Raw genomic sequence first — 25,228 nt, forward strand, 5'->3', positions numbered from 1 at the left:
GATCAGACTCGTGACGAGTACCGGTGCCGCGGCGCGCTTCCTCGGAGAGCGCGCTCGGAAGATCATTGGCGAGGACATCGACCTGGACGTCCAGGTCTGGTCAGAAGAGGACCGCTGATGCCGAACATGATCATCTTGTCGCCTGAAGAAGACGGCTTCGATCTGTCCAAGGAACGCTTCGAGGAAGCGGTCGTCACAGGCTTCGGCCCGCAGGTCACTTCGCTGGTCCAGCGCGCAGACGGCGACTCGTCGGTGGATGTCGCGGCGCGCATCGATCGTCCGGGCGAGCCGGCGTTCCAGATCTTCCATTTCCGCACCCGCGACGGCATCTCGACCGATGGCACAGCTGAGCAGGCGATCGAAGTCATGCTGTGGGCGCCCTCCGCTCTGCCGGAGGGTCCAGGACGACGGATATGGGCGGTCGATGAGGCGTACAACGGACACGTCGAACTGACTCCAGATATGTCCGTGGACGACATCAAGTCGGGGTGGGTCGATCACGCAGAGGACCCGCCTGGCTAGGAGCGAGGCGCCTGTGACCAGGTCGGCCGAGATGTTCTGGGCGGCTGAGCTCCGCGGTTGATCCTGCGGCACCTGTTCCTGCCCTGGAGCGTCACGATGCCAGGCGGCGGTGCATCGTTGTTAGGTCTTGTTGACGAGGAGCCGTTGGAGGGGTTCGTCGGTGGTAGTCAGAGTTGCGTCCACACGTCTGCGGATCGCCGGTCGCAGACGTGCAACCCCTGTCCGTGATAGTTCGCGCGTCAGAGCTGCCCATAAGCCCCGCCGGCCTCAGGTGATTGTTCGAGCCGGTGGTCGAGCAAGCCTCTGGCGCACTCCTCGCCGCTCTCGTGTTATATGTCGGCGCAATCGTCTTAGGCTATGTCCGCACTCCGACCGGTTCGAGCGTCGCTTGGCTCCTCAGTATCGCGCTGACAGTTTGGCTCTGGATGACTGCTCCAGAGTGGTCGGGAAGAGTGCGCATCCGCGGGCGGTCGGGCCGAGTCTCCAGACTTGCGCTTGCTGTGTTGCCCTCAGCCGTTCTCGTCGGCCTCATCGGTCTCCCCGATCGTAGTAGCAAGGTCTTCGGAATTCGTAGGCCAGTTGCGGCGGTGGGCGTCCTGCTCCTGATACTTGGCGTCGGCATTGCTGTCACTGAATTCCGCATTCGAGCGTTGATGCAGGACCTCGAGCGTCGCCAAGAGGTGGCGCGACCCGGTCCTAGCGAGATGGGCGATCGCTGATTGCTGTGACTACTTAGGCTATGGGTCGACCGATGTCCGCACGACAGGTGCGAGAGGCCGTGGCTCTGCTCAGGTCCGTCACTGGTCCGTGGAACGCTGAGAACCGTCGATGAGCGGCGGGTGCCGATGAGCAGCGAATCCCCAGGTCAGACGTCACATTGGCGCACGCTGGCCGCGCCTGGCGCTGAGCACCGGAGAGATCCTCGACATCGTCGAAGGAACCCAGCAAATCCAGCAGTTGATCGTTGCCCGCCGCCTCCTCGGCAAACCTCCGCCGAACTCAAATAGCCTTACCCACAAGGGAATGCTCGCGCGCCACCACTCGTTCCGACCCGCTGCCTCCGTTCGACCCCGACAGTGCGGTGATCAAGCTCCTGACAACAAGTGGGGGCGGGAGAATGACTACCGGCTGATCAAGGAGCGCTGGGGATTACGGCAGAACAGGATCGCGGTACGGTTCGCCTACGAGTGGCGCTCCGATGCGGGTCAGTGGTTCCGAGCGTACGGCAACGAGAATTGGCTCTTCGACGAGGAGGGTCTGATGGCGGAGCACCACGCCAGCATCAACGATCTGGCGATCGAGGAGTCGGAGCGGAAGAGTCCCGCAAATTGGTATGCCTCGCTCTCGGACAGGAACGTGAACGCTTGGCTGCCGCGATCCGTGACTACTTCGCGGACTGGATAGCAGCCCTGGAGTCCGCGCTCACGCGCGCCGGTCATCCTCGACGGGCAGCCGGTACGCTCGCCGCCGACACCGTTGCCGGATCCAGGGCGCCCTCATCGTCAGCCGGGCCTCCGGTCGACCGGAGGACTTCAGAGGGTCGCTGGCCCGCCTCCATGACCGACTCGGCCCGCCCACGACGGCAGCCTAGGCCGAACCCTGCTGGAGACCTTCGATAGACCGAAGCCAGAGATCGCGTGCGCATCACGTGCGAATGCAGCACGGCATCAGAGGATTTGTGGGCTGAGTCCGTTGACGGTGAGTTGGAGGAGTCTGTTGGCCTGGATGGCGGGTGTGGGGTAGTGCTCGGTCGCCAGGGCCAGCCCGACCGCGAGCGTGATGAGGTCTTCGACGGTCACGTCGGCGGCGACGATGCGTTCGTTTACCGCGCGCTGTAGGAGCGGGCCGGCGGCGTGTTCGAGGGCTTTGGAGCAGCTGTTGTTGTGGGTGTCGCCGTCGTAGGCGAGTGCTTCGGCGAGGCCGCGGGCGGAGACGCAGTAGTCGACGACGTCGCCGAGCCAGTCCAGGAGTGCGGTACGGCTGTCGTCGCTGCTGGACAACTCGTCTGCTCGTGCGCACAGGGCGGCGATGCGCTGGCGGGAGACTGCCTCCAGGAGCGCGCGGCGGGTGGGGAAGTGGCGGCGCACGGTGGCTGAGCCGACGCCGGCGATCCGGGCGATCTGTTCCAGGGAGGCGTTCGGGCCGTGGGTGGCGACTTCTTGCTCGGCCACGGTGAGGACTCGTGCGTAGTTGCGGCGCGCGTCCGCACGTTGCTCGACCATGCGGTCACCTCCGGGTTGCTATCTGGCGGGGTCCGCCATATCGTAGCCGATGATAAGTGGCGGACCCCGCCATTTGTATCCGATCCAGGGAGTGAACGATGGCGAACGACTCCGCGCCGGTCCTCGTGACCGGTGCCACCGGGAGGCAGGGCGGTGCGACCGCCCGCGCCTTGCTGGCAGCAGGTGTTCCGGTACGGGCGCTGGTCCGCGATACCGAGGCAGAGCGTGCCAAGGCGGTCGAGGCGCTGGGCGCCGAGCTGGTGCGGGGCGATCTGCGTGATCGCGATTCGGTGGTGGAGGCCGCGACCGGTGTTCGGGCCGTGTTCTCGGTGCAGATGCCGGCTTTCGAGGGGGACGGCTTCGATTTCGCCGGTGAGGTTGCCCAGGGCATCAATCTCGTTGACGGTGCGATGGCTGCTGGTGTCCAGCAGTTCGTGCATACGTCGGTGTCGGGCGCTGGTCAGCATGTCGATGCGCCGGGCTGGGCCGAGGGCCGTTGGGCGATGATGGAGCCGACCCTCGGCGCGAAGGCTGCCATCCAGGATCACGTCCGTACGGCGGGATTCCCGGCCTGGACGCTACTCAAGCCGGCGTTCTTCATGGAGAACTTCCTGCCGTCCATGGCGTTCCTGTTCCCGCGGGGCATCGAGGGCGGCCTGGTCAGTGTCCTGAAACCTACGACCCGGCTGTCACTCATCGCGGTGCACGACATCGGGACCGCGGCCGCTGCGGCGATCGCCGATCCGGAACGATTCAACCGCGTGGAACTCGAGCTGGCCGGAGACTTCCTCTCGATGGCAGAAGTCGCCGCCGCGCTGTCGAAGACTGTCGGAGTCGAACTCGCTGCGCCCGACATGACCGAAGCCGAGGCACTGGCCGCCGGGATGCCGCCCATGGGCGCCTCACACGAGTGGCTGAACGCAGTAGGCCAGCCGGCACGGCCGCAGTACGCACAAGAACTCGGCATCCCGCTGACAACCTTCAACGCGTGGCTCCACGACAACCTGAAGCCGTAACCGGTCAGCGGTGGTGGACGTACTCGACGATGGTGCCGTCGGGATGGCGGACGGTGAAGCCACGGCCGACGGGTACGTCGATGGGTTGATGGACGACCTCGGCGCCGAGTGCCAGCAGGCGCTCGAAGTAGACGTCCGCGTCGTGAACCAGTTGCGTCCCGACAGTACGGCGGAACGGTTCCAGCGCGTCGTCGTCGCCTTCGATGATCAGGAAGCCGCCCACGGCTGCGAGGGAGAGCCCGCGTGCGGGGTACGGCATCCGCATGTCCGCCTTCACCTGGAGCAACGTTTCGTAGAAGGTGACCGTGGAGCTGAGCTCACCCGGTGCGACGAAGACCCGGATGAAGGTGCGCGGGTGCTGTAGCTCGGACGAGTCCGGGTTCAGCCGCCACAGAGTGTCGTTGTTCGTCATGACCTCGAGCCTGCGGGATCGAGCAATCGGTAGCCAGTCAGGCGGAAGTCATAGGCTGGAAGAGTGAACGGTGCGGCGCTCGGCGCATTTCTGCGGGCTCATCGTGGGTTGCTGGACCCGGCTGATCTCGGCATTACAGGCAATGGACGCCGTCGTACGCCGGGTCTGCGGCGCGAGGAAGTCGCTGAGCTCGCCGGGGTGAGTGTTGCCTGGTACACGTGGCTCGAGCAAGGCCGCGTGTCAGTCTCTCGCCAGGTGATCGACGCTGTGTGCCGCGCGCTGCGGCTGACATCGGTCGATCATGACCATGCGTTGGCGCTGGCCGGCTTTCGTGCCGTACCCCGCGCGGCTGTGCCGGATGCTGCGTTGGCCACCATGATCACGGCGTGGCCGGACAGCCCTGCCCTGGTACTTGACGAGCGGTTCGACATTGTCGCCCGCAACGAGGCCTCGGTGACGGCCTGGCCGGAGGTGCACGGGAACCTGTTGCTGCTGCTGACCGCCGACCAGCACACACAGCATCGTGTGGGGGCCTGGCATGAACTGTCGGTCGACCTGTTTCGCCAGTTCCGTCTGTACGCCGATACGCGTCCAGATGACACTCGGGCTGCCCATGTCGTGAAGGAACTGCTGACCGCGCGACCCGACCTGTCGGCCTGGTGGCAGTGCAGGTCGGTGCGCGAGTTCACGCCCAGAGCGGTGGAAATGCGGACACGGGACGGCCTGAGATGGCTCGAGCTGGCGCTGCTACGGTCTGGCGGCGGCTGGGTCCTCGTCGGCACGCCGGTGGCCAGGTAGATCGCCGACGGTCAGAAGGTTGTCGTGATGCCGCCGTCGACCGCGAGGGTCTGACCGGTGATGAACGACGCCGCGTCGCCCGCGAGGAAGACGACCGCTCCGGCGATCTCCTCGGGCCGGCCCCAGCGACCGAGTGCCGTGCGACTCCGTAACCAGTCCGTCCACTGTGGATCCGACGCCAACTCGGCGTTGACCTCGGTCGCGAACGTTCCTGGCGCAATCGAATTGACGGTGATGCCGTGTGGACCCAGGTCCGCGGCGAGGGCCCTGGTCAGTCCGTCGAGCGCGGCCTTGGCGACCGGATAGGCGACGTCACCGGTACGTCCGAGTTGTCCCATCACCGACGATACGTTGATGATTCGTCCGGATCGGCCGGCTTCGATCAGCCGTTGGGCAACGCATCGGCTGAGCGAGTAGGCCGACGCCACGTGTACGTCGAGCATCCGTCGGAGAGCTGACGAATCCAGTACGCCGAAGCCACGCCGGTCGCGGTGTCCGACGTTGTTGACCAGGATGTCGACCTGCCCGAGGCCGGCTGCCGCGGATCGTGCCGCATCGAGATCGGTGACGTCGAACGCGGCATACTCGACGTGGCCGGGTATCTCGCTCGCCGCCGCGCTCAGCGTGTCCGCGTCGCGTCCGTTGAGCACCACCCGGGCGCCGACGGAGGCGAGCCCGCGGGCCATCTCGAGTCCGAGACCGCGCACCGATCCGGTCACCAGTGCGGTGCGTCCGTTCAGCGAGAAGTCCACGTCGCCACCTCCGATGAACCGATTGTTTCAGTCATGGTAGGCCGGACAGCGGCGCAGTCCGAGCGATATCTCGATCAGGCGCAGTCCGTATCGAGCAGTGGGGAGCGACTCAGCGCTGCGCCCTGCTCGACAGGGAGGTTCGGGTCCGCGGACCATGCCGACCAGGAGCCGACGTACAAGCCGATCGGCTGGCCGATCACAGCGGCTGCGAAGACGAGCAGCGAGCTGGAGACACCGCCGCCGCAGTAGGCCCCGACGTGGTGGCCGCCGATCGCGCGCCGGTGGAGGAACCACTTGCGGAGATCTGTTGCTGGGCGCCATCGTCCGTCCGGCGCGATCAGCTCGGCCGAGTATCCGTACGGCGGTCGAACGTGGGGGATCACCGAGGAGTAACCCGCCCAGGTGAGGGTGAACCACGCGCGGGTTGCGGAGGAGAGCTCCTCGACGCGGCGCGTGTAGACGACGATGTCGTCGGTTGGCCGGACACCGCGTCCGTGGAGGCACCCGGCGAAGTCGTCCTTGACGGAGGTGGTGACCGCGCTGGGGATGCTGCCGTCGATGGGATCCGGGCCGTCCGCCATCGCCCGCCACGGAGCAACCTGGGGGACGAAGACGACTGGGAGGCTGTCCTTCAGGGCGTTGTAGATGCGGCAGCGCTTCTTGTACTCGGCGACGAGTTGGTCGGCGGTCAGGTCGTCGACGCCGTCGATGAAGCACTCCATGATCAAGGTGCCGAGGTAGTCGCCCTCGACCTTGCGCTCGATCCGGGCGAAGATCTCCACCTGTCCTTCGGGCTGCCCGCTCTCGACGAAGTCGTGCCGCAAGGCGTTCAGCGCGCAGGACACAAGTGAGGTGACCAGTAGGTCGAGTGAGCTGGCTTCCTCGCCGGGGCCGCCGCTGCGCACGGAGCCGTCGGAAACGATCTCGTAGCCCGGTCCGCTGAGCGTGTAGCGGCCGCGGACCGCCCGGGTGGCGTCGGTCCCACGGGTGTGTCCGGTTCCGGGATTACCACGTGTCGAAGTGGAGGATTTCGTCGAGGGGTTTGCGGGCGGCGGGTTTGAAGGTGGTTCCGATCGAGTAGGCGGTGGGGATCAGGACCGCCTGGCGCAGATTGCCGGGGAGCTTGAGGAGTTCGCTGATCTCGGTCTCGTACTTGAGGTGCAGTGTGGTCCAGGCCGTGCCGAGCCCGCGGGAGCGGGCGGCGAGCATGTAGCTCCAGGCGGCGGGCAGGATCGAGCCCCACAGTCCGGCCTGGTTGCCGGCCGGCAAGGTAGCGGCTTCGATGCAGGGGATGACGAGCGCCGGCACATCTCCCATGTGCTCGCCGAGATACGACGAGCTGCTGCGGACCCGCTCCTGAACCGCTGCGCGTTCTGGATCCACCGTCGGCTCGGCGGCGTCCCGGTTGGCGAAGTAGGCCTGCAAGGATCGGCGGTAGTAGTCGCCGATAACGGCGCGCTTGTCAGGGTCCGTGATCACCAGCCAGTGCCATGTCTGGCCGTTGCTTCCGGACGGGGCCTGTACGGCGATGTCGATCAGTTCCCGGATCACCTCCCGCGGCACCGGTCGTTCCAGGTCCAGTCGCTTGCGAACGGTTCTTGTTGTGGTGAGCAACTGATCTGCGGACAGGTCAAGCCTGGAATTCATGCGGACAACCTTTGGGAGTTGAGAGTGGTCAGCGTGGTGACGAGGTCGCGGACGGCGGGTGACGGGCGCCCTTGGCGGCGTTGCAGGAGGACCATGGTGACGAGGGTCCGGTCGCCGGCGATCGGGCGGCTGGTGATCAGGCCTGCTCGGGTCAGCGGGTCGTCCACAACGCTGTAGTCCGGCAGTACGGTCAGGCCGAAGCCCTCGACGACCATCGTCTTGCCCATCTCGGCACCGTCGGTGCTGTGCCAGTCGCGGGGCAGCGTGGAGCCGAAGATCCGGTGTGCGAAGCGGTGCATGACGTAGCCGGCGCGCATCCCGACGAAAGGCTCGGCGCGCAGTTCGTCGACCGTCACCTCCGCGCGGGAGGCCAGCTCGTGTCCGGTTGGCATGACCACGACCGGGTGCCCGTGCCGGACCGGCGTACCGTCCAGGCCGGGTGGTGTGTCGTCGCCGCTCAGCAGGTTGACGAGACCGACGTCGAGACCGCCTTCGGCGAGCGAGGTTTCGATCTCGCTCTGTTGCAGGTTCCGGATCTCGACGGTCGCGCCGGGCCGGATGGTCTGGAACTTTCGCAGTGCGGGCAGCAGCAGGGACGACGTACCGGCGTTCACCGTGCCGATACGGAGCATGCGGGCGGCAGCGGTCTGGTCGCCGGCGGCGGACTTCAGCCGGTCGACGGCTTCCAGGACCTCGATCATGTTGCGGAGCAGGTCGCGGCCTTCGGCGCTGATCCGGGCGCCGGAGCGGCGCCGGTCGAGCAGTGGTACGCCGAGTTCGCGCTCGAGTTTCGCGATCGCCTCGCTGAGCGCGGGCTGGGAGACGTGCAGATGTTCGCTGGCACGGCGCAGCGAGCCGTGCTGGGTCACGGCCGCGATGAACTCGAGCTGCTCGATCCGCATCTCCACCTCCGTCGTCCTCGGATCCGCCGATGCGGTGATCGGCGATAGCTGGCAGCAACTCCCTTGAACCTCCTCCATTGTCCAGTAATCCTGTCGACATTGGGTGTCGAGTCAGAACGTGAGACGGGCGGAGCGAGGACATGACCAGCGGAGACGCGCTGAAGTTCGCCTACTGGGTGCCGAACGTGAGCGGTGGCCTGGTGGTCAGCAAGATCGAGCAGCGCACGGACTGGAGCTACGAGTACAACAAGCAGCTCGCACAGCTCGCCGAGAACAACGGCTTCGAATATGCGCTGACCCAGGTCCGTTACATCGCGTCGTACGGCGCGGCGTACCAGCACGAGTCCACGAGCTTCAGTCTCGCGCTGCTGCTGGCGACCAAGCGGCTGAAGGTGATCGCGGCGATCCACCCGGGGATGTGGCAGCCCGGCGTACTGGCAAAGTTCATCGCGAGTGCCGATCAGATGTCCGGTGGTCGGGCCGCGATCAACGTGGTCAGTGGCTGGTTCAAGGACGAGTTCACCAAGCTCGGGGAGCCGTGGCTGGAGCACGGTGAGCGGTACCGGCGCTCGGAGGAGTTCATCCGGTATGTACGGGAGATCTGGACGTCGGAGCACGCCGAGTTCAACGGTGACTTCTACCGGCTGCACGATTTCGATCTGAAACCCAAGCCGGTGTCGACCCCGGAGATCTTCCAGGGCGGGAACTCGAGCGACGCGCGGGGGATGGCCGGCCGGGTCTCGGACTGGTACTTCGCGAACGGCAACACGCCCGACGGCGTCGCGGAGCAGATCCGCGACGTCAGCGACGTCGCCCAGGTGCACGGCCGGTCGGTGCGGTTCGGGGTGAACGGGTTCGTGGTCGCCCGGGACACCGAGGCGGAGGCCCGGGACGTGCTGCGGGAGATCATCGACAAGGCGGACCGCGAGGCGGTCGAGGGCTTCGGTGCCGCGGTCAAGCAGGCGGGGCAGTCGACCTCGGACAAGAAGGGGATGTGGCAGGACTCGGAGTTCGCCGATCTCGTGCAGTACAACGACGGCTTCCGTACCGGCCTGATCGGTACGCCGGAGCAGATTGCGGAGCGCATCGTCGAGTACAAGCGCCGTGGGGTGGACCTGTTCCTGCTCGGCTTCCTGCACTACCTCGAGGACGTCGAGTACTTCGGCCAGAAGGTCCTACCGATCGTCCGCGAACTGGAGGCGGCCGACCGAGAGCGGGTCGGATGACGCTCACACCCGCGAACGCAGAACAGACGCAGAACCTCGACGCAGACAGGACACCACGCGGTTCGGTCCTCGGCGCCGAGGAGGCAGGGACAGTGCCGGTGCTTGGTGCGGAGGAGGCGGTGCGCGTCGCCGGGCGACTAGCGGCGCAGATCGCTGCGGGTGCCGCGGAGCGGGACTCTCGGCGGATCTTGCCGGTCGGTGAGGTCCGGGCCCTCGCCGAGAGTGGGTTGCTGGCGATCAGTGTGCCGGAGGCCTACGGCGGGGCCGGTCTGCCGGCGTCTGTCGTGGCTGAGGTGTTCCGGATCATCGCGGCGGGCGACCCTAACGTCGCGCAGATCCCGCACAGCCACTTCGTCTACCTGAATCAGGCGGTCCGGCAAGGTTCGGGCGCACAGAAGCAGCGGATCTTCGCCGAGGTCCTGCAAGGCCGGACCATCGGCAACGCGCAGTCCGAGCGCGGCACGGCCCACGTCCGCGACTTCCGTACGACGCTGACGCCCGACGGCCCCGGCCGGTGGCGGCTTAACGGGACGAAGTTCTACTGCACCGGCGCACTGCTCGCCGATCGGGTCGCCGTACTGGCACATCGCGGGGTGGACGGCCCGATGGCGGTGGCCTGGGTCGACCGTGACGCACCGGGGCTTGAGGTGATCGACGACTGGGACGCCGTAGGCCAGCGGACGACGGCGAGCGGGACGGTTCGGCTGACAGACGTCGCGGTGACCGACGAGTGGATCACGCCGTACGCCGTCATGTTCGATGCACCGCAGACGTACGGCGCCTACGCGCAGCTGCTGCACGCGGCGATCGACGCCGGCATCGCCCGGGCGGCGCTCGACGATGCTGCGGAGTTCGTTCGTACGAAGAGCCGCCCCTACCCGGACGCGGGTGTGCTGCGGGCTGCGGATGATCCGCTCGTGGTGCAGGCATTCGGTGACCTGGAACTCGCAGTACGGGCTGCGGATGCCGTGCTCGGTGAGGCGGGCCGTGTGCTCGATCGGGCGAACGCTGACCTGACCGCGGAGACGGCAGGCGCTGCCAGTCTCGCGGTGGCGGCGGCGCGGGCGATCACGACGAAAACCTCGGTCGAGGTCTCGAGCCGGCTGTTCGAGGTCTCCGGTACCCGGTCCGCGCTGGCCGAGCTCGACCTCGATCGGCACTGGCGCAACGCGCGCACGCACACCCTGCACGATCCCGCGGCGTGGAAGGTCCAGCACCTCGGCCGCTGGGCCGTCGACGGCGTTCTGCCGCCTCGGCACGGACAGATCTGAGAGGACCTGGATGTCACAGCTCAAGTTCCATTGGTTCCTGCCGACGAACGGCGGCGACGGACGGCAGGTGGTCGGCGGCGGCCACGGGGTCGGTGCGGGCGCGTCCGGCCGCCCCGCCTCGGTTCCGTACCTCGGGCAGATCGCGCGCAGCGCGGAACAACTCGGCTTCGAGGCCGCGCTGACGCCGGCCGGCGCGTGGTGCGAGGACGCGTGGATCAGTACCGCGATGCTCAGCACCGTCACCGAGCGGCTGCAGTTTCTCGTGGCCTTCCGCCCGGGGCTGATCTCGCCGTTCCTCGCCGCTCAGATGGCGGGCACCTTCCAGAACCTGTCCGGCGGCCGGCTGCTGCTGAACGTGGTGACCGGAGGCGAGAGCCACGAGCAGCGCATGTTCGGCGATTTCCTCGACAAGGAGGGTCGCTACGAGCGGTGCGACGAGTTCCTCGAGGTCGTCACCCGGCTGTGGGCCGGCGAGACGGTCACGTTTCAGGGCCGTCATCTCCAGGTCGAGGAGGCGACGCTCGCGCAACGGCCTGATCCGGTGCCGGACGTCTACTTCGGCGGCTCGTCCGACGCGGCACTCAAGGTCGCGGCCCGGCACGCCGACGTGTACCTGACGTGGGGTGAACCGCCCGAAGCGGTTGCGGAGAAGATCGCCCGGGTCCGCAAGCTGGCCGCGGACGAAGGTCGTGAGTTGCGGTACGGCGTACGCCTGCACACCATCGCCCGGGAGACATCGGACGCTGCGTGGTCGGAGGCAGCGCGACTGCTGGAAGGCATCTCCGAGGAGCAGATCGCCAACGTACAAGGAGGGCTGAAACGCAGCGAGGCCGAAGGCCAGCGGCGGATGCTCGCGCTCAACCAGGGCACCAAGGACGGGCTGGAGATCTACCCGAACCTCTGGGCCGGCGTCGGTCTCGTCCGCGGTGGCGCCGGGACGGCGATGGTCGGTTCGTACGACGAGATCGCGGATCTCGTCGAGCAGTACGCCGAGGCCGGTATCGAGGAGTTCGTCCTGTCCGGCTACCCCCATCTGGAAGAGGCCTACTGGTTCGGCGAGGGGGTGCTGCCTGAGCTCGCGCGTCGTGGCCGATGGCAACATCCCGCACCGGTGACAACCCGATCGACCATCCCCTTCGGCGCTCCCGGAAAGGCAGCCTCATGACGAGCACAGCCGTTGTCGTCGGCAACCCGAAGCCGCAGAGTCGTACGCTCGCGGCCGCCGAACATCTCGCCCGCGAACTCACCGGCGGCGAGCCTGATCTCGTCGTCGACCTGGCTGCCGTCGGCGCTGAGCTCCTCGACTGGAAGTCGCCGTCTGTCGGCGCGCTGGTAGAGCAGGTCGGCGCCGCGAACCTCGTTATCGTCGCGAGCCCGACCTACAAGGCGACCTACACGGGGTTGCTGAAGTTGTTCCTCGACCGGTTCGCCGGAGGTACGGGGCTGCGAGGTGTCGCCGTACCGCTCATGCTCGGGGCCGGACCGGGGCACGCGCTGGCAGCGGAGTTGCACCTGCGCCCGCTTCTCACAGAACTCGGCGGCACTGTGCCAGGTCGGGCGTTGTATGTCCTCGACAGTCAGTACGACGACCCGTCGGCCTACAAGGACTGGCTCGACGACACGCTGCCCGCGGTCACGGGGCTGCTGGCAGGGCTACCCGCGTGACCACCTTCCCCACCAACCAGGATCTGGACCCGAAGCTCCTTCGGGCGGCCTTCGGAACCTTCCCGACCGGTGTGGTCGCGGTCGCCGCCGAGGTCGACCAGAGCCTGGTCGGACTGGCGGCGAGCTCGTTCACCTCCGTGAGCCTCGACCCGCCGCTCGTCTCGGTATCCGTGGCGAAGGCCTCCAAGACCTGGCCGGCGCTGCGGCGCGCGACCAGGCTCGGACTCACGGTGCTGGCCGATCACCACGGCGAGGTTTGCCGCCAGCTGGCCGGACCGGTCGAGCGGAGGTTCGACGGGGTGGCGATCAGCGCGACCGCGGACGGCGCCGTCACGCTCGACGACGGCCTGGCTCGCTTCGACTGCTCGATCTACCGCGAGGTCGAGGCCGGCGATCACGTCCTGGTGCTCCTCCGGTTGCACGCCGTCGACCACGCCGACACCTCGCCCCCGCTCATCTTCCACCGCAGCGGCTTCGGCCGCCTGGCCGCCTCAGCCTGAGGCCGGCCAGGGCATCTTGCGGACAAGTTCGTCCCGGAGTTGTCAGGCCGTCGATGCGCGCCGACAACTCAGCCACTCGGGCCTCGCCGATCTCGATCGCTGAGACGCCGCGGTGAATGTCTAGTGCCGTACTAGACTTTCCGATGTGACCTCGTCAGTCGTCGGCGGGGTCACGCCACGAGCTGGATCGTGCTCTGGCCGGTGGTTGCCATCGGCCCCGTTCACCAGGCGGGACCGCGGGCGCACCGTCGACGTACGATCCGGCGCGCCACGAGTGGATGCTCGTGGTAACCGGCGGACCGTGGTGGGCTACCGCCGGCACCGGTCTCCTGGGCGGGCAGGGAGTCCCTGCCCAGGAGACCGCTCGGGTCAGGATGTGAGATCGCGGCCTGCTGTGCTGTGACTGGTGTGAGCCTTCGGGTATGCGAGCGATTGGTTTCAAGAGTGTCCGAGGTGCCCTGGTTCAGCTCGATCGCCCGGTGCCGGTGCCGAGGGATGGCGAGGTGCTCATCCAGGTCTCGCACGCCGGTGTGAACTTCGCCGAGCTGCAGCACTGGCGCGGTGATTTCGGGCCGCCGGAACCAGATGGTGATGTGCCCGGACTTGAGGCGGCGGGCGTGGTGGCGGCAGTCGGCCCGGACGTCGGCAACGTCGCGGTCGGCGATCAGGTGACGGCGTACCTTCCGGGCTTCGGAGGTTATGCGGAGTACGTTCTCGCGCGGGCGGCGTTCACCTATCCGATCGGAGAGCTCGATCGTACGGTTGCCGCGGCGGCGCCGACCGTGCTGACGACGGCGTACGGTCTGCTGGCCGGGACCGGGCGGATCGTTGCCGGTGACACCGTTCTGATCCATGCAGCCGCGGGCGGTGTGGGTACGGTCGCGGCTCAGCTCGCCCGGGCGCTCGGTGCGGGAAAGGTTCTCGGTACGGTCGGCTCGCTCGAGAAGGTCGAGTACGCCGAGGGGTTCGGGTACGACGCCGTCCTGCTCCGGGAGGGTTTCTCCGAGGAGATCCGGAAGCTGACCGGCGGTCGAGGTGTCGATCTGGTGCTCGATCCGGTCGGCGGGTCGGTGCGGGCGGAGAGTATCGAGTTGCTCGCGCCGTTCGGGCGGCTCGCTGCCTTCGGGGATGCCGGCGGCTACCCGGACCTCACGCTGCAGGTGCAGCCGCTGTGGAAGAACACCCGGCTGGTCGGTGGCTTCAACATCGGTGATCTGGCGCGGCGTGCACCCGAGGCGGTCAGCCGGTTCGGTCGTGCTGCTCTCGATCTGGTCAGGTCGGGACAGGTGCGCGTCGACGTCACCGACGTACTGCCGCTCGCCGAGGCCAAGGTTGCGCTTGACCGCCTGGCGAGCGCAACGACCCGCGGCAAGTTGGTGCTCGCGGTCGGTTGAGCTCAGGCGTCGAACCGGCTGCGGTGGTCGGCGACTTCGGCGTGCGTGTTCTCGGCCCACCGCGTCAGCTCGGTGAGTGGCTCGAGAAGTGACCGGCCGAGTGGGGTCAGTGCGTACTCGACCCGCGGCGGCACTTCGGCGTACGCGGTGCGGCTGATCAGGCCGTCGCGCTGGAGTGAGCGCAGTGTCTGGGTGAGCATGCGATGGGAGATGCCGGGCAGGTCCTTCATCAGCTCGGTGAACCGGCGCGGGCCGTCGGTGAGGCGCGCGATCGTCGCCAGCGACCAGGTGTCGCCGACGCGGCGGAGTACCTCTCTCGTGTGCTGCCGCGACGCGTCGGAGGAGCAGAGTTCTGGTTCCATTTCTTCCCTCCGTGTGCATGACGCACTAAATAGTGCGGGTGCCGAGGCCGGTATGGAAGGCGTTCCGTGCTGGTTGGCATCTGTCGACGGTCCGCTCGGGATCGATCATGACAGAAGGTGGAAACGCATGACGAACATCGCGATCATCGTCGGCAGCACGCGTCCGGGACGGTACGGCGAGGCGGTGGGGCAGTGGGTACTGGAACAGGCATCGGAGCGCGGCGACGCCAAGTTTGAGCTGGTTGACCTGCTCGACCACCCGCTGCCGCACTTGGACGAGCCGGTTCCGGCGTCGGCAGGTCAGTACGCCAATGAGCACACGAAGCGCTGGTCCGAGACCATCGACCGGTACGACGGCTACGTGTTCGTGACGCCGGAGTACAACCACTCCGTGCCGGGCGCGCTGAAGAACGCGATCGACTACCTGTACCGCGAGTGGAACAACAAGGCAGCCGGCTTCGTCGGGTACGGCGTCGTCGGAGCGGCCCGGGCGGTCGAGCATCTCCGCTTGATTGCCGCCGAACTCCAACTGGCAACCGTGCGCAGCCAAGTCGCCCTCTCGTTCTACACCGACTTCGAGAACTTCACCGCGCTCCGCCCAGAGCAGCGGCAGGTCGACGCGCTCGGAGAACTGCTCGACCAGGTGGTCGCGTGGTCCAACGCTCTGGCGACCGTGCGCCAGGGCTGATCCAGCAGTCTGCAGTCCGAGGCGTGGACGGCGGTCCTTGGGTCGGTCGCCTTTCCTATTATGTCTACTAAAGAACTAGACATTAGGATCAACGATGACCGACTCATTGACCTCGATCGAGCAGGCGGGTGGGCCGCGGCGTAAGTGGCCGTGGGTGGCTGGAGGCGTTGCCGTAGTACTGATCGCCGTCCTCGGAGTGGTGTGGGCGGTGGGATCCGGGCCGGGCGATACGGCTGCGGCGCAGGGGGACGGGAAGCCGGTCCCCGGTGGCACGCTGGAGTTCGCGCTGCTCGACTACCAGCGCAGTCCGGATCCGCAGTGGGGGAGCAACTATGCCGAGTCGATCATCGGCAACAACGTCACCGACAAGCTCACCTGGCAGGACCCGAAGACCGGTGAGATCACGCCGTGGCTGGCGGAGTCCTGGTCGTACAACAAGCAGTTGACCGAGTTCACGTTCCACCTTCGCCACGACGTGACGTTCAGCGACGGTACACCGTTCAACGCGGCGGCCGTGAAGGCCAACTTCGACCAGTACGTGCACGGCGACCCGAAGCTCGGCATCGTCGCCAGCGGCGCGTCGCTGTTCAACGGGTACGTCGGGACGTCGACGCCGGACGAGTTCACCGCGGTCGTGCGTTTCGCCAAGCCGAACGCGAGTTTCCTGCAGGCGACGTCGTTCACCGCGAACGCCCAACCCGGCTTCCTCTCCTTGTCCACCTTGAAGAAGAGCGCGGACGAGCGGACGAACCCGAAGAACGTGATCGGCACCGGCCCGTTCGTGTACGAGTCCTGGCAGGAGCAGGTGAAGACGGTCCTGGTCAAACGCAAGGACTACAACTGGTCACCGCCGGCGCTGCACCACCAAGGTCCGGCGTATCTCGACAAGATCGTCTTCAACACCATCCCCGAGGCCAGTGTGCGGACCGGTTCGCTGAAGTCCGGCACGATCGACGCGACGCTGGATGTCGGCACGACCGACGAGGAGCCGTTGAAGGCGGCCGGCTTCACGATCATCTCGCGGCAGGTGTCCGGTACGGCGATCCGCTGGGACTTCAACACCTCCCTCTTCCCGACCGACGACCTCGCCGTCCGCAAGGCGATCCAGCGCGGCTGGAACCGCGAGTCGATCGAGAAGACCGTGCTGACGAAGTCCTACTCGATCGCCCGCTCGATCCTGGCGGACTCGGTCACCGGGTTCGTGGACTACAGCAACACTGATGTGAAGTACGACCCCGACGCGGCGAAGCGGCTGCTCGACGCGGACGGATGGGTGCCCGGCGCGGACGGCATCCGGGTGAAGAACGGGCAGCGCCTGGTCGTGAAGCTCGTCGGTATCAACAACCTGGTTGCCAACAAGCCGGCGTACGAGTCGATCCAGCAGGACCTGCGCAAGATCGGCATCGACGTCCAGCTCACCGTCCTCCCGCTCGCGGACTGGGCCGCCGAGCAGTCGAAGGCGAGGACCAAGTGGAACGTGAAGGCGGCGAACCGGTCCCGCAACGATCCCGGCGTACTGCGGCTCGCGTACAGCCCGCAGGCTGACGACGGGTCGTACCTGCCGAAGGACTTCCCCGGGTACGGCGAGATCGTGTCGACGCTCGACAAGCTCGACTCGACCCTCGATCCGGCGTTGCGCAAGGAGTACGCGAAGCAGGCGCAGGACCTGATCGTCGACAAGTACGCGCTGGCGAACCCGGTCTACAACCCGTCGCAGGTGATCGCCGAGGCGCCGTACGTGCACGGCATCGTCTTCGACGCGCAGTCGCGCAACCACTTCGTCGACGCGTGGAAGGGCAGATGATCCGGTACGTCGTGCTGAAGGTCGGGCGGGCGTTGTTCGTGGTGTGGGCCGCGTTCACGGTGACGTTCGTGCTGCTGTTCGTGCTGCCGGCGAATCCGGTGGACCTGTTGTTCGATCCGGCCGAGATCAACAGCATCCCGCCGGAGGTGCGTGCGCAGGTGGTGCACAGCTACGGCTTCGACCGGCCGGTCGTGGCGCAGTACCTCGACCGGCTGGGGCACGCGGTGCGTGGGGACTTCGGTACGTCGGTGCAGTCCGGGCGTGCTGTGGATGCGGCGATCCTCGACTCGTTGCCGAGCACGCTCGTACTGGCGACGGGGGCGCTGGTGCTGGCGTTGGTCTTCGCGTTCGTGGTCGCGGTCGTCGCGACCACGACCCGGCGGCGCTGGGTTCGGGAGGCTTTCGAGTCGTTGCCGTCGGCATCGGTGTCGGTTCCGGTGTTCCTGGTCGGGGTGATCTTCCTGCAGGTGTTCTCGTTCCGGCTGGGGTGGTTCCCGTCGTTCGGGAACGCCGGGGTGAAGAGTCTGGTGCTGCCGATCGTTACGTTGGCGATCCCGGTGTCCGGGCCGATCACGCAGTTGCTGGTCCGGAGCTTCGCGAGCGAGTTCCGCGCCGGGTACGTGACCACCAGCCGGGCGAAGGGCGCGCCGCGGTCGGCGATCGTCGTCGGCGACGTCTTCCGGAACGCGAGCCTGCCCGCGCTGACGATCGCAGGCATCACGTTCGGCAATCTGATCGCCGGCTCCGTCATCACCGAAACGGTCTTCGCCCGCCAGGGCATCGGCCGCCTCACGCAGACCGCCATCAACACCCTCGACATCCCTTTGGTGCAAGGGATCGTGGTCTTCGTCGCGGCAAGCTTCGCACTCATCAACCTCGCCATCGACCTCATCTACCCGCTCCTCGACCCCCGCCTCCGCAGCACACTGACAGGCCGAGCGGCTCGGTCGGGGAGTGGCGCGTCCGGCGGTGGGGCGCCGAGTGGCGGTGTGCGTGGTGGCGTGCCGGCCGACGGTGCGCCGACCGGTGGTGGGCGCGGTGACGGCCCAGTCGCCGGTGCGCCGACCAGTGTGCTTCCTGCTGCCGGGGCTACAGCATGAACCGCCCCACGGAGATGGCTTGGCGGCGCCGCATCCCTGGGCTCGCGTGGCGGTCGGCCCTCGGCGGTCTCGTGGACCTCTTGCGGCGGCCGGTGTTGTTGCTTTCCTGGGTGATCGTTGTGATCGCTGTCGGTTGGGCGGTCGTGCCTCGACTGTTCACCGCGGCCAGTCCGTACGAAGGTGACAGCGACCTGAGTTTTGCCGGTCCGAGCTTGGCGCATCCGTTCGGTACGGACCGGCTTGGGCGGGACCTGTTCGCTCGGGCGGTGTACGGCGCCGGCACCACGCTGACGGCGACGCTGGTCGCCGTACTGATCGCGTTCGGGGTCGGCACGGTGATCGGGCTCGTGGCCGGCTACCTCGGTGGCGCGGTCGACGCCGCGACGATGCGGGTGATCGACGTGTTCCTGTCGATCCCGAGCCTGCTGCTCGCGATGGTGATCGTCTCGGTGCTCGGCTACTCCACCGACAACATCGCGATCGCGGTCGGGATCTCTTCGATCGCCGCGTTCGCGCGGGTGATGCGTGCCGAGGTGCTGACCGTCGCGAGCAGGGACTACGTGAAGGCGGCGTACGGCGTCGGCGTACGGCGGCCCGCCGTGGTGCTGCGGCACGTCGTACCGAACTCGCTCAATTCTGTCCTAGCGCTCGCCGCGCTCGAGGTCGGAACCGCGATCCTCGCGGTGGCCTCGCTCGGCTTCCTCGGGTACGGCGCCCCGCCACCCGAACCGGAGTGGGGCCTGCTCGTCGCCGAGGGCCGTGACTACCTGGCCGTGCACCCGTACGTCTCGATCCTGCCCGGCCTCGCGCTGGCCCTGGTCGTGCTCAGTACCCACCGCATCAGTACGTCGTTCCGGAAGGACCACGCCCGATGACCGAGCCGCCGCCGGATCCTCTGCTGGCGATCACCGACCTCGCGATCGACTATCGGAGCCGACGTGCCTGGGTCCCGGCGGTCGACGGCGTCAGCCTGACGGTCGCGCCTGGCGAGTTCGTCTCGCTGGTGGGGGAGTCGGGCTGCGGGAAGTCGACGCTGATCCAGGGCGCGCTCGGCCTGCTGCCGGACGCCGCGCGGATCCGCGGCGGCTCGATCGCGTACTCCGGGGTCGATGTCACGAACTGGTCCGACAAGCGGCTGACTCGGGTGCGCGGCAACTATGTGGGGTTCGTACCGCAGGATCCCGGCACCGCACTGAACCCGACAAAGAAGATCGGCCGCCAGGTGCTCGAGGCGGTCCGGTTCAACAGCCCGGGTCGGGCGGACCGCGAGGACGCACTCGGCTATCTCCGGACGGCCGGGCTGAAGGACGTGGAGCGACTGTACGAGCAGTACCCGCACGAGCTGAGCGGGGGGATGAAGCAGCGAGCGCTGATCGCGATCGCGCTGGCCGGCAAACCCAAGCTGATCCTGGCCGACGAACCCACCAGCGGCCTCGACGTCACCGTGCAGCGAGTGATTCTCGACCACCTGATCGAGCTCAGCCGCAGTCTCGAGCTCGGTGTGCTGCTGGTCACCCACGACCTCGGCGTCGCGCTCGATCGATCCGATCGCATCCTGGTGATGCGCGAGGGCAAGATCGTCGAGGAGGGCACCGCGCCGGAGTTGGTGGAACGGCCGCTGCGCAGCGAGTACGCACGCCGGTTGCTGGCATCGGCCCACCGCCCAGGTCGCTTGACACCCACCAAGGCGCAGCAGAGGTCGGCGCTCCTACGGTCGGCCGACGGGTCTGAGGCGATCGTCGGCCGTCAGTTGCGCAAGCAGTACGTCGTACGCGGCGGTGGTCGGAGTCACGTCGTACGGGCGTTGGATGGTGTGGGTATTGCGGTTCGGACTGGCACGACGCACGCGGTGGTGGGAGAGTCCGGTGCGGGGAAGTCCACGCTGGCGAGTGTTCTGGCTGGTTTTGTCGCTCCGGACGCAGGTGTGGTCCACGTGGGTGAGGTCGAGCTGACAGGACTCGGTCGCGGTCCGCTGCGTGAGCTTCGGCGGCGACTGCAGTTCGTGTTCCAGAATCCGTTCACCTCGCTGGATCCGCGGTTCGCCGTCAGCCGGATCATCGCCGAGCCCCTACGTGCCTTTGGATATCCCAAACGGGCGCTCCGGGCCCGGGTGCGCGAACTGCTCGACGCGGTCTCGCTCGGTGAGGAGTACCTCGACCGGTTGCCGGAGCAGCTGTCTGGGGGGCAGCGTCAGCGGGTGGCGATTGCCCGGGCGCTCGCGCTGAACCCGGAGATCCTCGTTCTCGACGAAGCGGTCAGTGCACTGGACGTGTCCGTGCAGGCGCAGATCCTGCAGCTTCTGGTCGACCTGCAGGCCGAGTTCGGTCTCAGCTACGTGTTCGTCACCCACGACCTCGGCGTGGTCCGGCAGGTCGCCGACGACGTGACGGTCATGAAGGACGGTGCGGTCGTCGAATCCGGTCCGGCCGACCAGGTACTCCACTCTCCCACACACGACTACACCCGCGAACTCCTCGCCGCGATCCCCGGAGCACACCGGTACGAGACGCCGTCCGAGCAGTCGGCCTAGCGTGCCGGACCTCTGCCACTCATCAACCGAGGCTTGCTGACCCTGCTCACGCGTGCCTGGTGGTCGAATCGCAGCTGCGGCCGTGGTTCGTGAGTGGCTGAGGCCCGCCCGGCCCGCCCGGCCCGCCCGGCCCGCCCGGCCCGCCCGGCCCGCCGGGTTGGCCCGGTTGGACCCGGTTCGGCTCGCCGGGCTCAGGGCGGCTGCCGGTGGCGGACGGGGATCAACCGGCCAGCGCCTTCAGTTGGGCTTCGCGGACTGCGGCGGTCTGGCCTTGGACGAGGAGGAAGAGGGCTGAGCGGGCGTGGAGTTGGGCGGTGTCGTCGTCGGTCAGGCCGTGGCCGGCGCGGGACACGAGCAGCGCGCGGGTGAGGGTGGCGAGCGCTTCGCCGCTGGCGACCTTCAGTGCGAGGCGCTCCTCGACGCGCTGTGGTGCGCCTGGTCCTGCGGCCGCGACCTCGTCGGTGATCGCGTACGCCTGCTCCCGGATCCTCGCCACCCGCGGAGCCCAGGCATCGGCAACCTGGCGGGCGGCCGGATGCGACGAGGCGTGGAGCTCGTCCAGAACCGTTGCCGCCAGCCCGAAATGGTGCGGCCGCGCATCGGCCGCCGCCGCTACGTCCGCGGCGCGCCAGCTCTCGAGATCCTGGACGGCGATGACGTGGTTCTCAGGTACTGCGATCCCGTTGAGTGTGACGCGTTCGGTACGGCTGCCGCCCGCCGCACTCAGCCGCAGTGGCGACGCGTCGACGCCCGCGCCGACGGGGATCAGTCCGTACACCACGCGCGGCCCGGCCGGGTCGCTGTCGTCGACGCCGGCGACGCCGAGCCATTCGTTGAGACCCCAGCCACTGACCCACGAGATCGTCCCGTCGAAGGTCCAGCCGTCCGAGGTCCGGCGTGCCGCGATGTACCGGTCCGGGTACCGCCGTACGTCGCTCAGCGCCGCGCCGAGGAACACCTCCCCGCGCAGAATCCGTCCAGCGAGCTCGGAGTCGAACGCCTCAATCGTCCTCCCAAGGGTGTCGCCCGGATGCCTCACGGCCTCGGCGGTCCGCCCTGCGGCCTCGACGGCCTGGCGGATGCGGCCGATCTGGGGGCCGTGCTGGGCCCACACCAGCCAGGTGTTGAAGCAGGCGCCGGCGATGATCTCGTGCAGCCGGCGATCCGCTTCTCGATCGAGATCGGCGCCGCCGTACTCGGTGGGAGCAAGGTGGCTCAGAGCGCCGAGTTGCCTCAGGTCGCGGATGACCTGTTCCGTGACGCCGGAGCGTTCGGTCTCCAGCGCGCGCGGCCGCAGGTGATCGGTGGCGTACCTGCCGACCTGTTCGAGCAGCGAACTCACCGTCGTCATCTCGTCTCCCGCCCGTTGATCGTCTGGTGAGACGCGACTCTACTAAGCAACTTATGTCTATAGATTTACTAGACATAACGTGAGACTCGGGGCCGTACCAGAAGGAAGTCCACCATGCGCATATCCAGGAGATCCGTGGTCGCCACGGCCGCGTTGACGGCCGCTGCCTTGTTGCTGTCGGCCTGTGGTGGATCGTCCGCGGGCAGCGAGACCGGCAGCGGCACACCGCAGTACGGCGGCACGCTGACCTTCTACGACCCGATCCAGTACGTCGCGTGGAACGCGACGAACTCGACCTGGTCGAACAGCAACGTCAGCGACAACCTGGTCGAGCGGTTGATCTGGCAGGACCCGGCCACCGGCGACTTCAAACCGTGGCTGGCGACGAAGTGGGAGATCAGCCCCGACCACCTGACGTACACGTTCCACCTCCGCAAAGGTGTGACGTTCAGCAACGGCGACCCGCTCGACGCGGAGACAGTCAAGCTGAACTTCGACCAGCACGGCCTGGGTGACAAGAAGCTGGCCATCCCGCCGGACTCGTTCTGGGTGAACTACAAGGGAACCACGGCCGTCGACCCGCAGACGGTACGCGTGACGCTGACCAAGCCGAATGCGGGCTTCCTCCAGGTTCTGTCGAACTACCGTGCCAGCTCGATCCTCGGCAAGCCGTACCTGAAGCAGGACTTCAACGGTCAGAGCAAGCTGGAGAACTGGGTCGGCACCGGCCCGTTCGTGGTCGAGAAGGTCGACGGCACCACTGGGGTCACCCTCAAGCGCCGCGACGACTACAACTGGGCGCCGGAAGGGTCCGGCCATCAGGGCAAGGCATACCTGGAGAAGATCGTCTTCAAGACGGTTCCCGAGGCCGGCACGCGGGTCGGTGCGCTGCAGTCCGGCGAGGCACAGATCGCCCGCAACATCGCGCCGTACGACGAACAGACCGTGGCGGCCGGCGGCGGCACGATCGACGCGATCCCGGTGCAGGGTGAGACCAACAAACTCGCGTTCCAGCTGGATGCGAACCCGTTGACCCAGGACAAGAGCATCCGGCTGGCGCTGCAGGCGGCGACCGACCGGCAGGAGATCAACAAGACCGTGCTGTCGCCGAGCTACCCGGTGCCGACGAGTCTGCTGGTGAAGGGCACGCCGCTGCGCGGTGACTCGAGCAAGTACCTCACCTACGACCTCGACAAAGCCAAGTCGCTGCTCGACGCCGACGGCTGGAGGGCCGGTGCGGACGGCATCAGGGTCAAGAACGGTCAGCGCCTGCACTTCGACATCTGGGTCTCGCCGTACTACCAGGTCTCGCAGTCGGTGCTCGAGCTGCTGCAGTCGCAGTGGAAGAAGGCCGGCGTCGAACTCAAGATCAACAGTGCGTCGCTGACCGAGTACCAGGCCCTCGAGACGGCGCGTGGCGCCAAGTGGTCCTTCACGCAAGGGCAGACCTCGACCGGTGAGCCGAGCGTGCTGCGGGCGTCGTACGGCAGCGATCGCTACAACGTGCTCCATAGTCCCAAGCCGGACCTGAAGCTCGACGGACTGCTGACCGCGCAGGCGCTGGAGTTCGACCCGGTGAAGCGTAAGGCGGCGATCCAGGCGATCGAGGACTACGTACTCGGGCAGGGCTACGTGATCCCGCTCTACGACGAGACGCAGGTGTTCGGTCTCGGTCCGAAGATCCACGGCTTCGCGACCGAGTCGACGGCAAGGTCCTGGTTGTACGACACCTGGTTGTCGAAATGACGGCGTACGTCGGGAAACGCCTGGCGCAGGCCGTCCTGGTGCTGTGGGCCGCGTACACGTTGTCCTTCGTGCTCCTGAGCGCGCTGCCGGGCGACTCGGTACACAACCGGATCGCCAACCCCGAGGCGCAGATCTCGCCGGAGGAGGCGAAGGTGATGCTGGCGTACTACGGCCTCGACCGGCCGCTCGCCGAGCAGTACCTGCATGCGCTTGGCGGCGTCTTCCGAGGTGAGTTCGGGTACTCGTTGAGCAGCGGGGACTCGGTTGGCCACCTGATCACTAGTGCGCTGCCTAGCACACTGCAGTTGACCGGGCTCGGTCTTGTGTTCGGGGTGCTGTTCGCAGGCGTTGTAGCGGTGCTGATCAACTACGGGCGCTGGCGGTGGTTGCGTTCGCTGGTCACCGCGGTGCCGTCGTTGTTCGCTTCGGTGCCGACGTTTGTGGTGGGCATCGTGGCCTTGCAGTACTTGTCGTTTCGGCTGCGGCTGATTCCGTCGGTGGACGACGGGACGGTGCGGGCGCTGATCGCGCCGGCTGCCACGTTGGGGCTGGTGGTGGCTGCGCCACTGGCACAGGTGCTGGCGACCTCGATGCGGGCGACACGTCGACAGCCTTTCGTGCATGTGCTGCAGGCGAAGGGGGCCGGTGAGGGGTACATCTTCCGGCAGGATGTACTGCGCAACTCGTCGCTGCCCGTGCTGACGCTGCTCGGTCTGGCGGTCGGTGAGCTGATCGCCGGTTCGGTCGTGACGGAGTCGGTCTACGCCCGGGCGGGGATCGGCCAGCTGACCGTGAGCGCCGTCAATACCCAGGACCTGCCGGTGGTACAGGGCGTTGTGTTGCTGAGCACGGCGGCGTACGTCGTCGTCAACCTGGTCGTCGACCTGGTGTACCCACTCGTAGATCCACGGATCCTCGTCGAGGGCAGATCACGCCGATCCGCACGCTGGCGTACGGACGGGCAGGCGGTGGAGTCAGCCGCTGACCTACCGGCCGGGTCGGCCCGCCGGCTCCCGGCGGAGGTGGCGATGCCATGAGCAACTTCGTTGCCAAGGGCACCGAGCCGGCCGGCGGGCGCGCCGGCGCACGAGAGGCTGGGCCGGCCGGCAGAGCGCTCGGAGTTGGCGATGGCGTGCCGGGACGTGGGGATGCCGTCGGCACCCGTGATGTTGGGAAGGGAGGTGGGGCCGTCGGCGTCCGCGATGGTAGGTCAGGCGCCGGAGGCGACGGCGCGCGGGGCGCCCTGCGAGGCTCCGAAGGGCCTGCACCACAGCGCGGTGCAGGGGCCACCGGGGAATCTGAGTCCGGCGCGCGGCCGCG

Annotated in this window: 26 protein-coding genes; 17 read left to right on the forward strand and 9 right to left on the reverse strand. The window is 67.5% G+C overall.

Annotated elements, in window-relative coordinates; translation table 11 throughout:
* Positions 1–117 precede the first annotated feature (117 nt).
* Complete coding sequence (locus ACQHIV_RS04265) at positions 118–522, forward strand: hypothetical protein (protein WP_427891856.1); 405 nt, start codon at positions 118–120, stop codon at positions 520–522.
* 509 nt (positions 523–1,031) lie between these two features.
* On the opposite strand, the gene ACQHIV_RS04270 is transcribed toward ACQHIV_RS04265, so the two are convergent.
* On the reverse strand, positions 1,032–1,199 hold the full coding sequence (locus ACQHIV_RS04270) for a hypothetical protein (RefSeq protein WP_427891857.1): 168 nt from the start codon (positions 1,197–1,199) through the stop codon (positions 1,032–1,034).
* Between the two features lie 346 nt (positions 1,200–1,545).
* Here ACQHIV_RS04270 and ACQHIV_RS04275 point away from each other — a divergent pair, with 346 nt between their 5' ends.
* Positions 1,546–1,926: a DUF1348 family protein gene (locus tag ACQHIV_RS04275; RefSeq protein WP_427891859.1), complete on the forward strand. Its 381-nt coding sequence runs from the start codon at positions 1,546–1,548 to the stop codon at positions 1,924–1,926.
* A 263-nt stretch (positions 1,927–2,189) separates the two neighbouring features.
* Here the strand turns inward: ACQHIV_RS04275 and ACQHIV_RS04280 are convergent, their stop codons facing one another.
* Positions 2,190–2,744 (reverse strand): TetR/AcrR family transcriptional regulator, encoded by a 555-nt coding sequence (locus ACQHIV_RS04280; RefSeq protein ID WP_427891861.1) that lies wholly within the window; start codon positions 2,742–2,744, stop codon positions 2,190–2,192.
* Between the two features lie 98 nt (positions 2,745–2,842).
* On the opposite strand from ACQHIV_RS04280, the gene ACQHIV_RS04285 reads away from it, so the two are divergent.
* On the forward strand, positions 2,843–3,760 hold the full coding sequence (locus ACQHIV_RS04285; RefSeq protein WP_427891863.1) for an NmrA/HSCARG family protein: 918 nt from the start codon (positions 2,843–2,845) through the stop codon (positions 3,758–3,760).
* A gap of 4 nt (positions 3,761–3,764) precedes the next feature.
* On the opposite strand, the gene ACQHIV_RS04290 is transcribed toward ACQHIV_RS04285, so the two are convergent.
* Positions 3,765–4,172, reverse strand: coding sequence for a VOC family protein (locus tag ACQHIV_RS04290; RefSeq protein ID WP_427891865.1), 408 nt, complete (start codon positions 4,170–4,172; stop codon positions 3,765–3,767).
* 63 nt (positions 4,173–4,235) lie between these two features.
* Here ACQHIV_RS04290 and ACQHIV_RS04295 point away from each other — a divergent pair, with 63 nt between their 5' ends.
* A complete protein-coding gene (locus ACQHIV_RS04295) occupies positions 4,236–4,970 on the forward strand; it encodes a helix-turn-helix domain-containing protein (protein WP_427891867.1) in 735 nt (244 codons plus the stop codon).
* An 11-nt stretch (positions 4,971–4,981) separates the two neighbouring features.
* Here the strand turns inward: ACQHIV_RS04295 and ACQHIV_RS04300 are convergent, their stop codons facing one another.
* The 4 genes from ACQHIV_RS04300 to ACQHIV_RS04315 form a co-directional block, all read right to left on the reverse strand.
* Positions 4,982–5,722, reverse strand: a complete 741-nt coding sequence (locus tag ACQHIV_RS04300) for an SDR family oxidoreductase (protein WP_427891869.1) — start codon at positions 5,720–5,722, stop codon at positions 4,982–4,984.
* A gap of 74 nt (positions 5,723–5,796) precedes the next feature.
* Positions 5,797–6,627, reverse strand: a complete 831-nt coding sequence (locus ACQHIV_RS04305) for a hypothetical protein (protein ID WP_427891871.1) — start codon at positions 6,625–6,627, stop codon at positions 5,797–5,799.
* 100 nt (positions 6,628–6,727) lie between these two features.
* The gene (locus ACQHIV_RS04310) at positions 6,728–7,369 is read right to left on the reverse strand and encodes a nitroreductase family protein (RefSeq protein ID WP_427891873.1); all 642 of its coding nucleotides are present in this window, start codon (positions 7,367–7,369) and stop codon (positions 6,728–6,730) included.
* Positions 7,366–8,271: a LysR family transcriptional regulator gene (locus ACQHIV_RS04315; protein ID WP_427891874.1), complete on the reverse strand. Its 906-nt coding sequence runs from the start codon at positions 8,269–8,271 to the stop codon at positions 7,366–7,368. Before ACQHIV_RS04315 ends, ACQHIV_RS04310 begins: the two co-directional genes overlap by 4 nt.
* A gap of 140 nt (positions 8,272–8,411) precedes the next feature.
* Here ACQHIV_RS04315 and sfnG point away from each other — a divergent pair, with 140 nt between their 5' ends.
* From sfnG to ACQHIV_RS04345, 6 genes are all read left to right on the forward strand, one after another.
* Complete coding sequence (gene sfnG / locus ACQHIV_RS04320; RefSeq protein ID WP_427891876.1) at positions 8,412–9,497, forward strand: dimethylsulfone monooxygenase SfnG; 1,086 nt, start codon at positions 8,412–8,414, stop codon at positions 9,495–9,497.
* Positions 9,494–10,768 carry an SfnB family sulfur acquisition oxidoreductase gene (locus ACQHIV_RS04325; RefSeq protein ID WP_427891878.1) on the forward strand — a complete coding sequence of 425 codons (1,275 nt, stop codon included), beginning with the start codon at positions 9,494–9,496 and terminating at the stop codon, positions 10,766–10,768. The genes sfnG and ACQHIV_RS04325 overlap by 4 nt, the downstream gene beginning before the upstream one ends.
* A 10-nt stretch (positions 10,769–10,778) precedes the next feature.
* Complete coding sequence (locus ACQHIV_RS04330; protein WP_427891880.1) at positions 10,779–11,933, forward strand: LLM class flavin-dependent oxidoreductase; 1,155 nt, start codon at positions 10,779–10,781, stop codon at positions 11,931–11,933.
* Positions 11,930–12,433, forward strand: coding sequence for an NADPH-dependent FMN reductase (locus ACQHIV_RS04335; RefSeq protein ID WP_427891882.1), 504 nt, complete (start codon positions 11,930–11,932; stop codon positions 12,431–12,433). Before ACQHIV_RS04330 ends, ACQHIV_RS04335 begins: the two co-directional genes overlap by 4 nt.
* Positions 12,430–12,933, forward strand: coding sequence for a flavin reductase family protein (locus tag ACQHIV_RS04340; protein ID WP_380190911.1), 504 nt, complete (start codon positions 12,430–12,432; stop codon positions 12,931–12,933). The genes ACQHIV_RS04335 and ACQHIV_RS04340 overlap by 4 nt, the downstream gene beginning before the upstream one ends.
* A 503-nt stretch (positions 12,934–13,436) precedes the next feature.
* The gene (locus ACQHIV_RS04345) at positions 13,437–14,327 is read left to right on the forward strand and encodes a quinone oxidoreductase family protein (protein ID WP_427891885.1); all 891 of its coding nucleotides are present in this window, start codon (positions 13,437–13,439) and stop codon (positions 14,325–14,327) included.
* Between the two features lie 2 nt (positions 14,328–14,329).
* Here ACQHIV_RS04345 and ACQHIV_RS04350 read toward each other — a convergent pair whose 3' ends face one another.
* Positions 14,330–14,689 carry a winged helix-turn-helix transcriptional regulator gene (locus ACQHIV_RS04350; protein ID WP_427891887.1) on the reverse strand — a complete coding sequence of 120 codons (360 nt, stop codon included), beginning with the start codon at positions 14,687–14,689 and terminating at the stop codon, positions 14,330–14,332.
* A gap of 127 nt (positions 14,690–14,816) precedes the next feature.
* On the opposite strand from ACQHIV_RS04350, the gene ACQHIV_RS04355 reads away from it, so the two are divergent.
* The 5 genes from ACQHIV_RS04355 to ACQHIV_RS04375 all read left to right on the forward strand — a co-directional run bounded on the left by ACQHIV_RS04355 (position 14,817) and on the right by ACQHIV_RS04375 (position 20,811).
* A complete protein-coding gene (locus ACQHIV_RS04355; RefSeq protein WP_427891889.1) occupies positions 14,817–15,377 on the forward strand; it encodes an NADPH-dependent FMN reductase in 561 nt (186 codons plus the stop codon).
* A gap of 94 nt (positions 15,378–15,471) precedes the next feature.
* Positions 15,472–17,181: an ABC transporter substrate-binding protein gene (locus ACQHIV_RS04360; RefSeq protein ID WP_427891890.1), complete on the forward strand. Its 1,710-nt coding sequence runs from the start codon at positions 15,472–15,474 to the stop codon at positions 17,179–17,181.
* Positions 17,178–18,281 carry an ABC transporter permease gene (locus ACQHIV_RS04365; RefSeq protein WP_427891892.1) on the forward strand — a complete coding sequence of 368 codons (1,104 nt, stop codon included), beginning with the start codon at positions 17,178–17,180 and terminating at the stop codon, positions 18,279–18,281. Before ACQHIV_RS04360 ends, ACQHIV_RS04365 begins: the two co-directional genes overlap by 4 nt.
* 119 nt (positions 18,282–18,400) lie before the next feature.
* Entirely contained in the window at positions 18,401–19,156 is a 756-nt protein-coding gene (locus ACQHIV_RS04370) for an ABC transporter permease (RefSeq protein WP_427891894.1), read from the forward strand.
* Entirely contained in the window at positions 19,153–20,811 is a 1,659-nt protein-coding gene (locus tag ACQHIV_RS04375; protein WP_427891896.1) for a dipeptide ABC transporter ATP-binding protein, read from the forward strand. The genes ACQHIV_RS04370 and ACQHIV_RS04375 overlap by 4 nt, the downstream gene beginning before the upstream one ends.
* Positions 20,812–21,031: 220 nt before the next feature.
* Here the strand turns inward: ACQHIV_RS04375 and ACQHIV_RS04380 are convergent, their stop codons facing one another.
* On the reverse strand, positions 21,032–22,162 hold the full coding sequence (locus ACQHIV_RS04380; protein WP_427891898.1) for an acyl-CoA dehydrogenase family protein: 1,131 nt from the start codon (positions 22,160–22,162) through the stop codon (positions 21,032–21,034).
* Positions 22,163–22,276: 114 nt separating this feature from the next.
* On the opposite strand from ACQHIV_RS04380, the gene ACQHIV_RS04385 reads away from it, so the two are divergent.
* Entirely contained in the window at positions 22,277–23,908 is a 1,632-nt protein-coding gene (locus ACQHIV_RS04385; RefSeq protein ID WP_427891900.1) for an ABC transporter substrate-binding protein, read from the forward strand.
* Positions 23,905–24,945, forward strand: coding sequence for an ABC transporter permease (locus tag ACQHIV_RS04390; RefSeq protein WP_427891902.1), 1,041 nt, complete (start codon positions 23,905–23,907; stop codon positions 24,943–24,945). Before ACQHIV_RS04385 ends, ACQHIV_RS04390 begins: the two co-directional genes overlap by 4 nt.
* Positions 24,946–25,228: the final 283 nt, after the last annotated feature.

Origin of the sequence: Kribbella polygonati (assembly GCF_050320105.1) — a bacterium.
Classification (GTDB): Bacteria; Actinomycetota; Actinomycetes; order Propionibacteriales; family Kribbellaceae; genus Kribbella.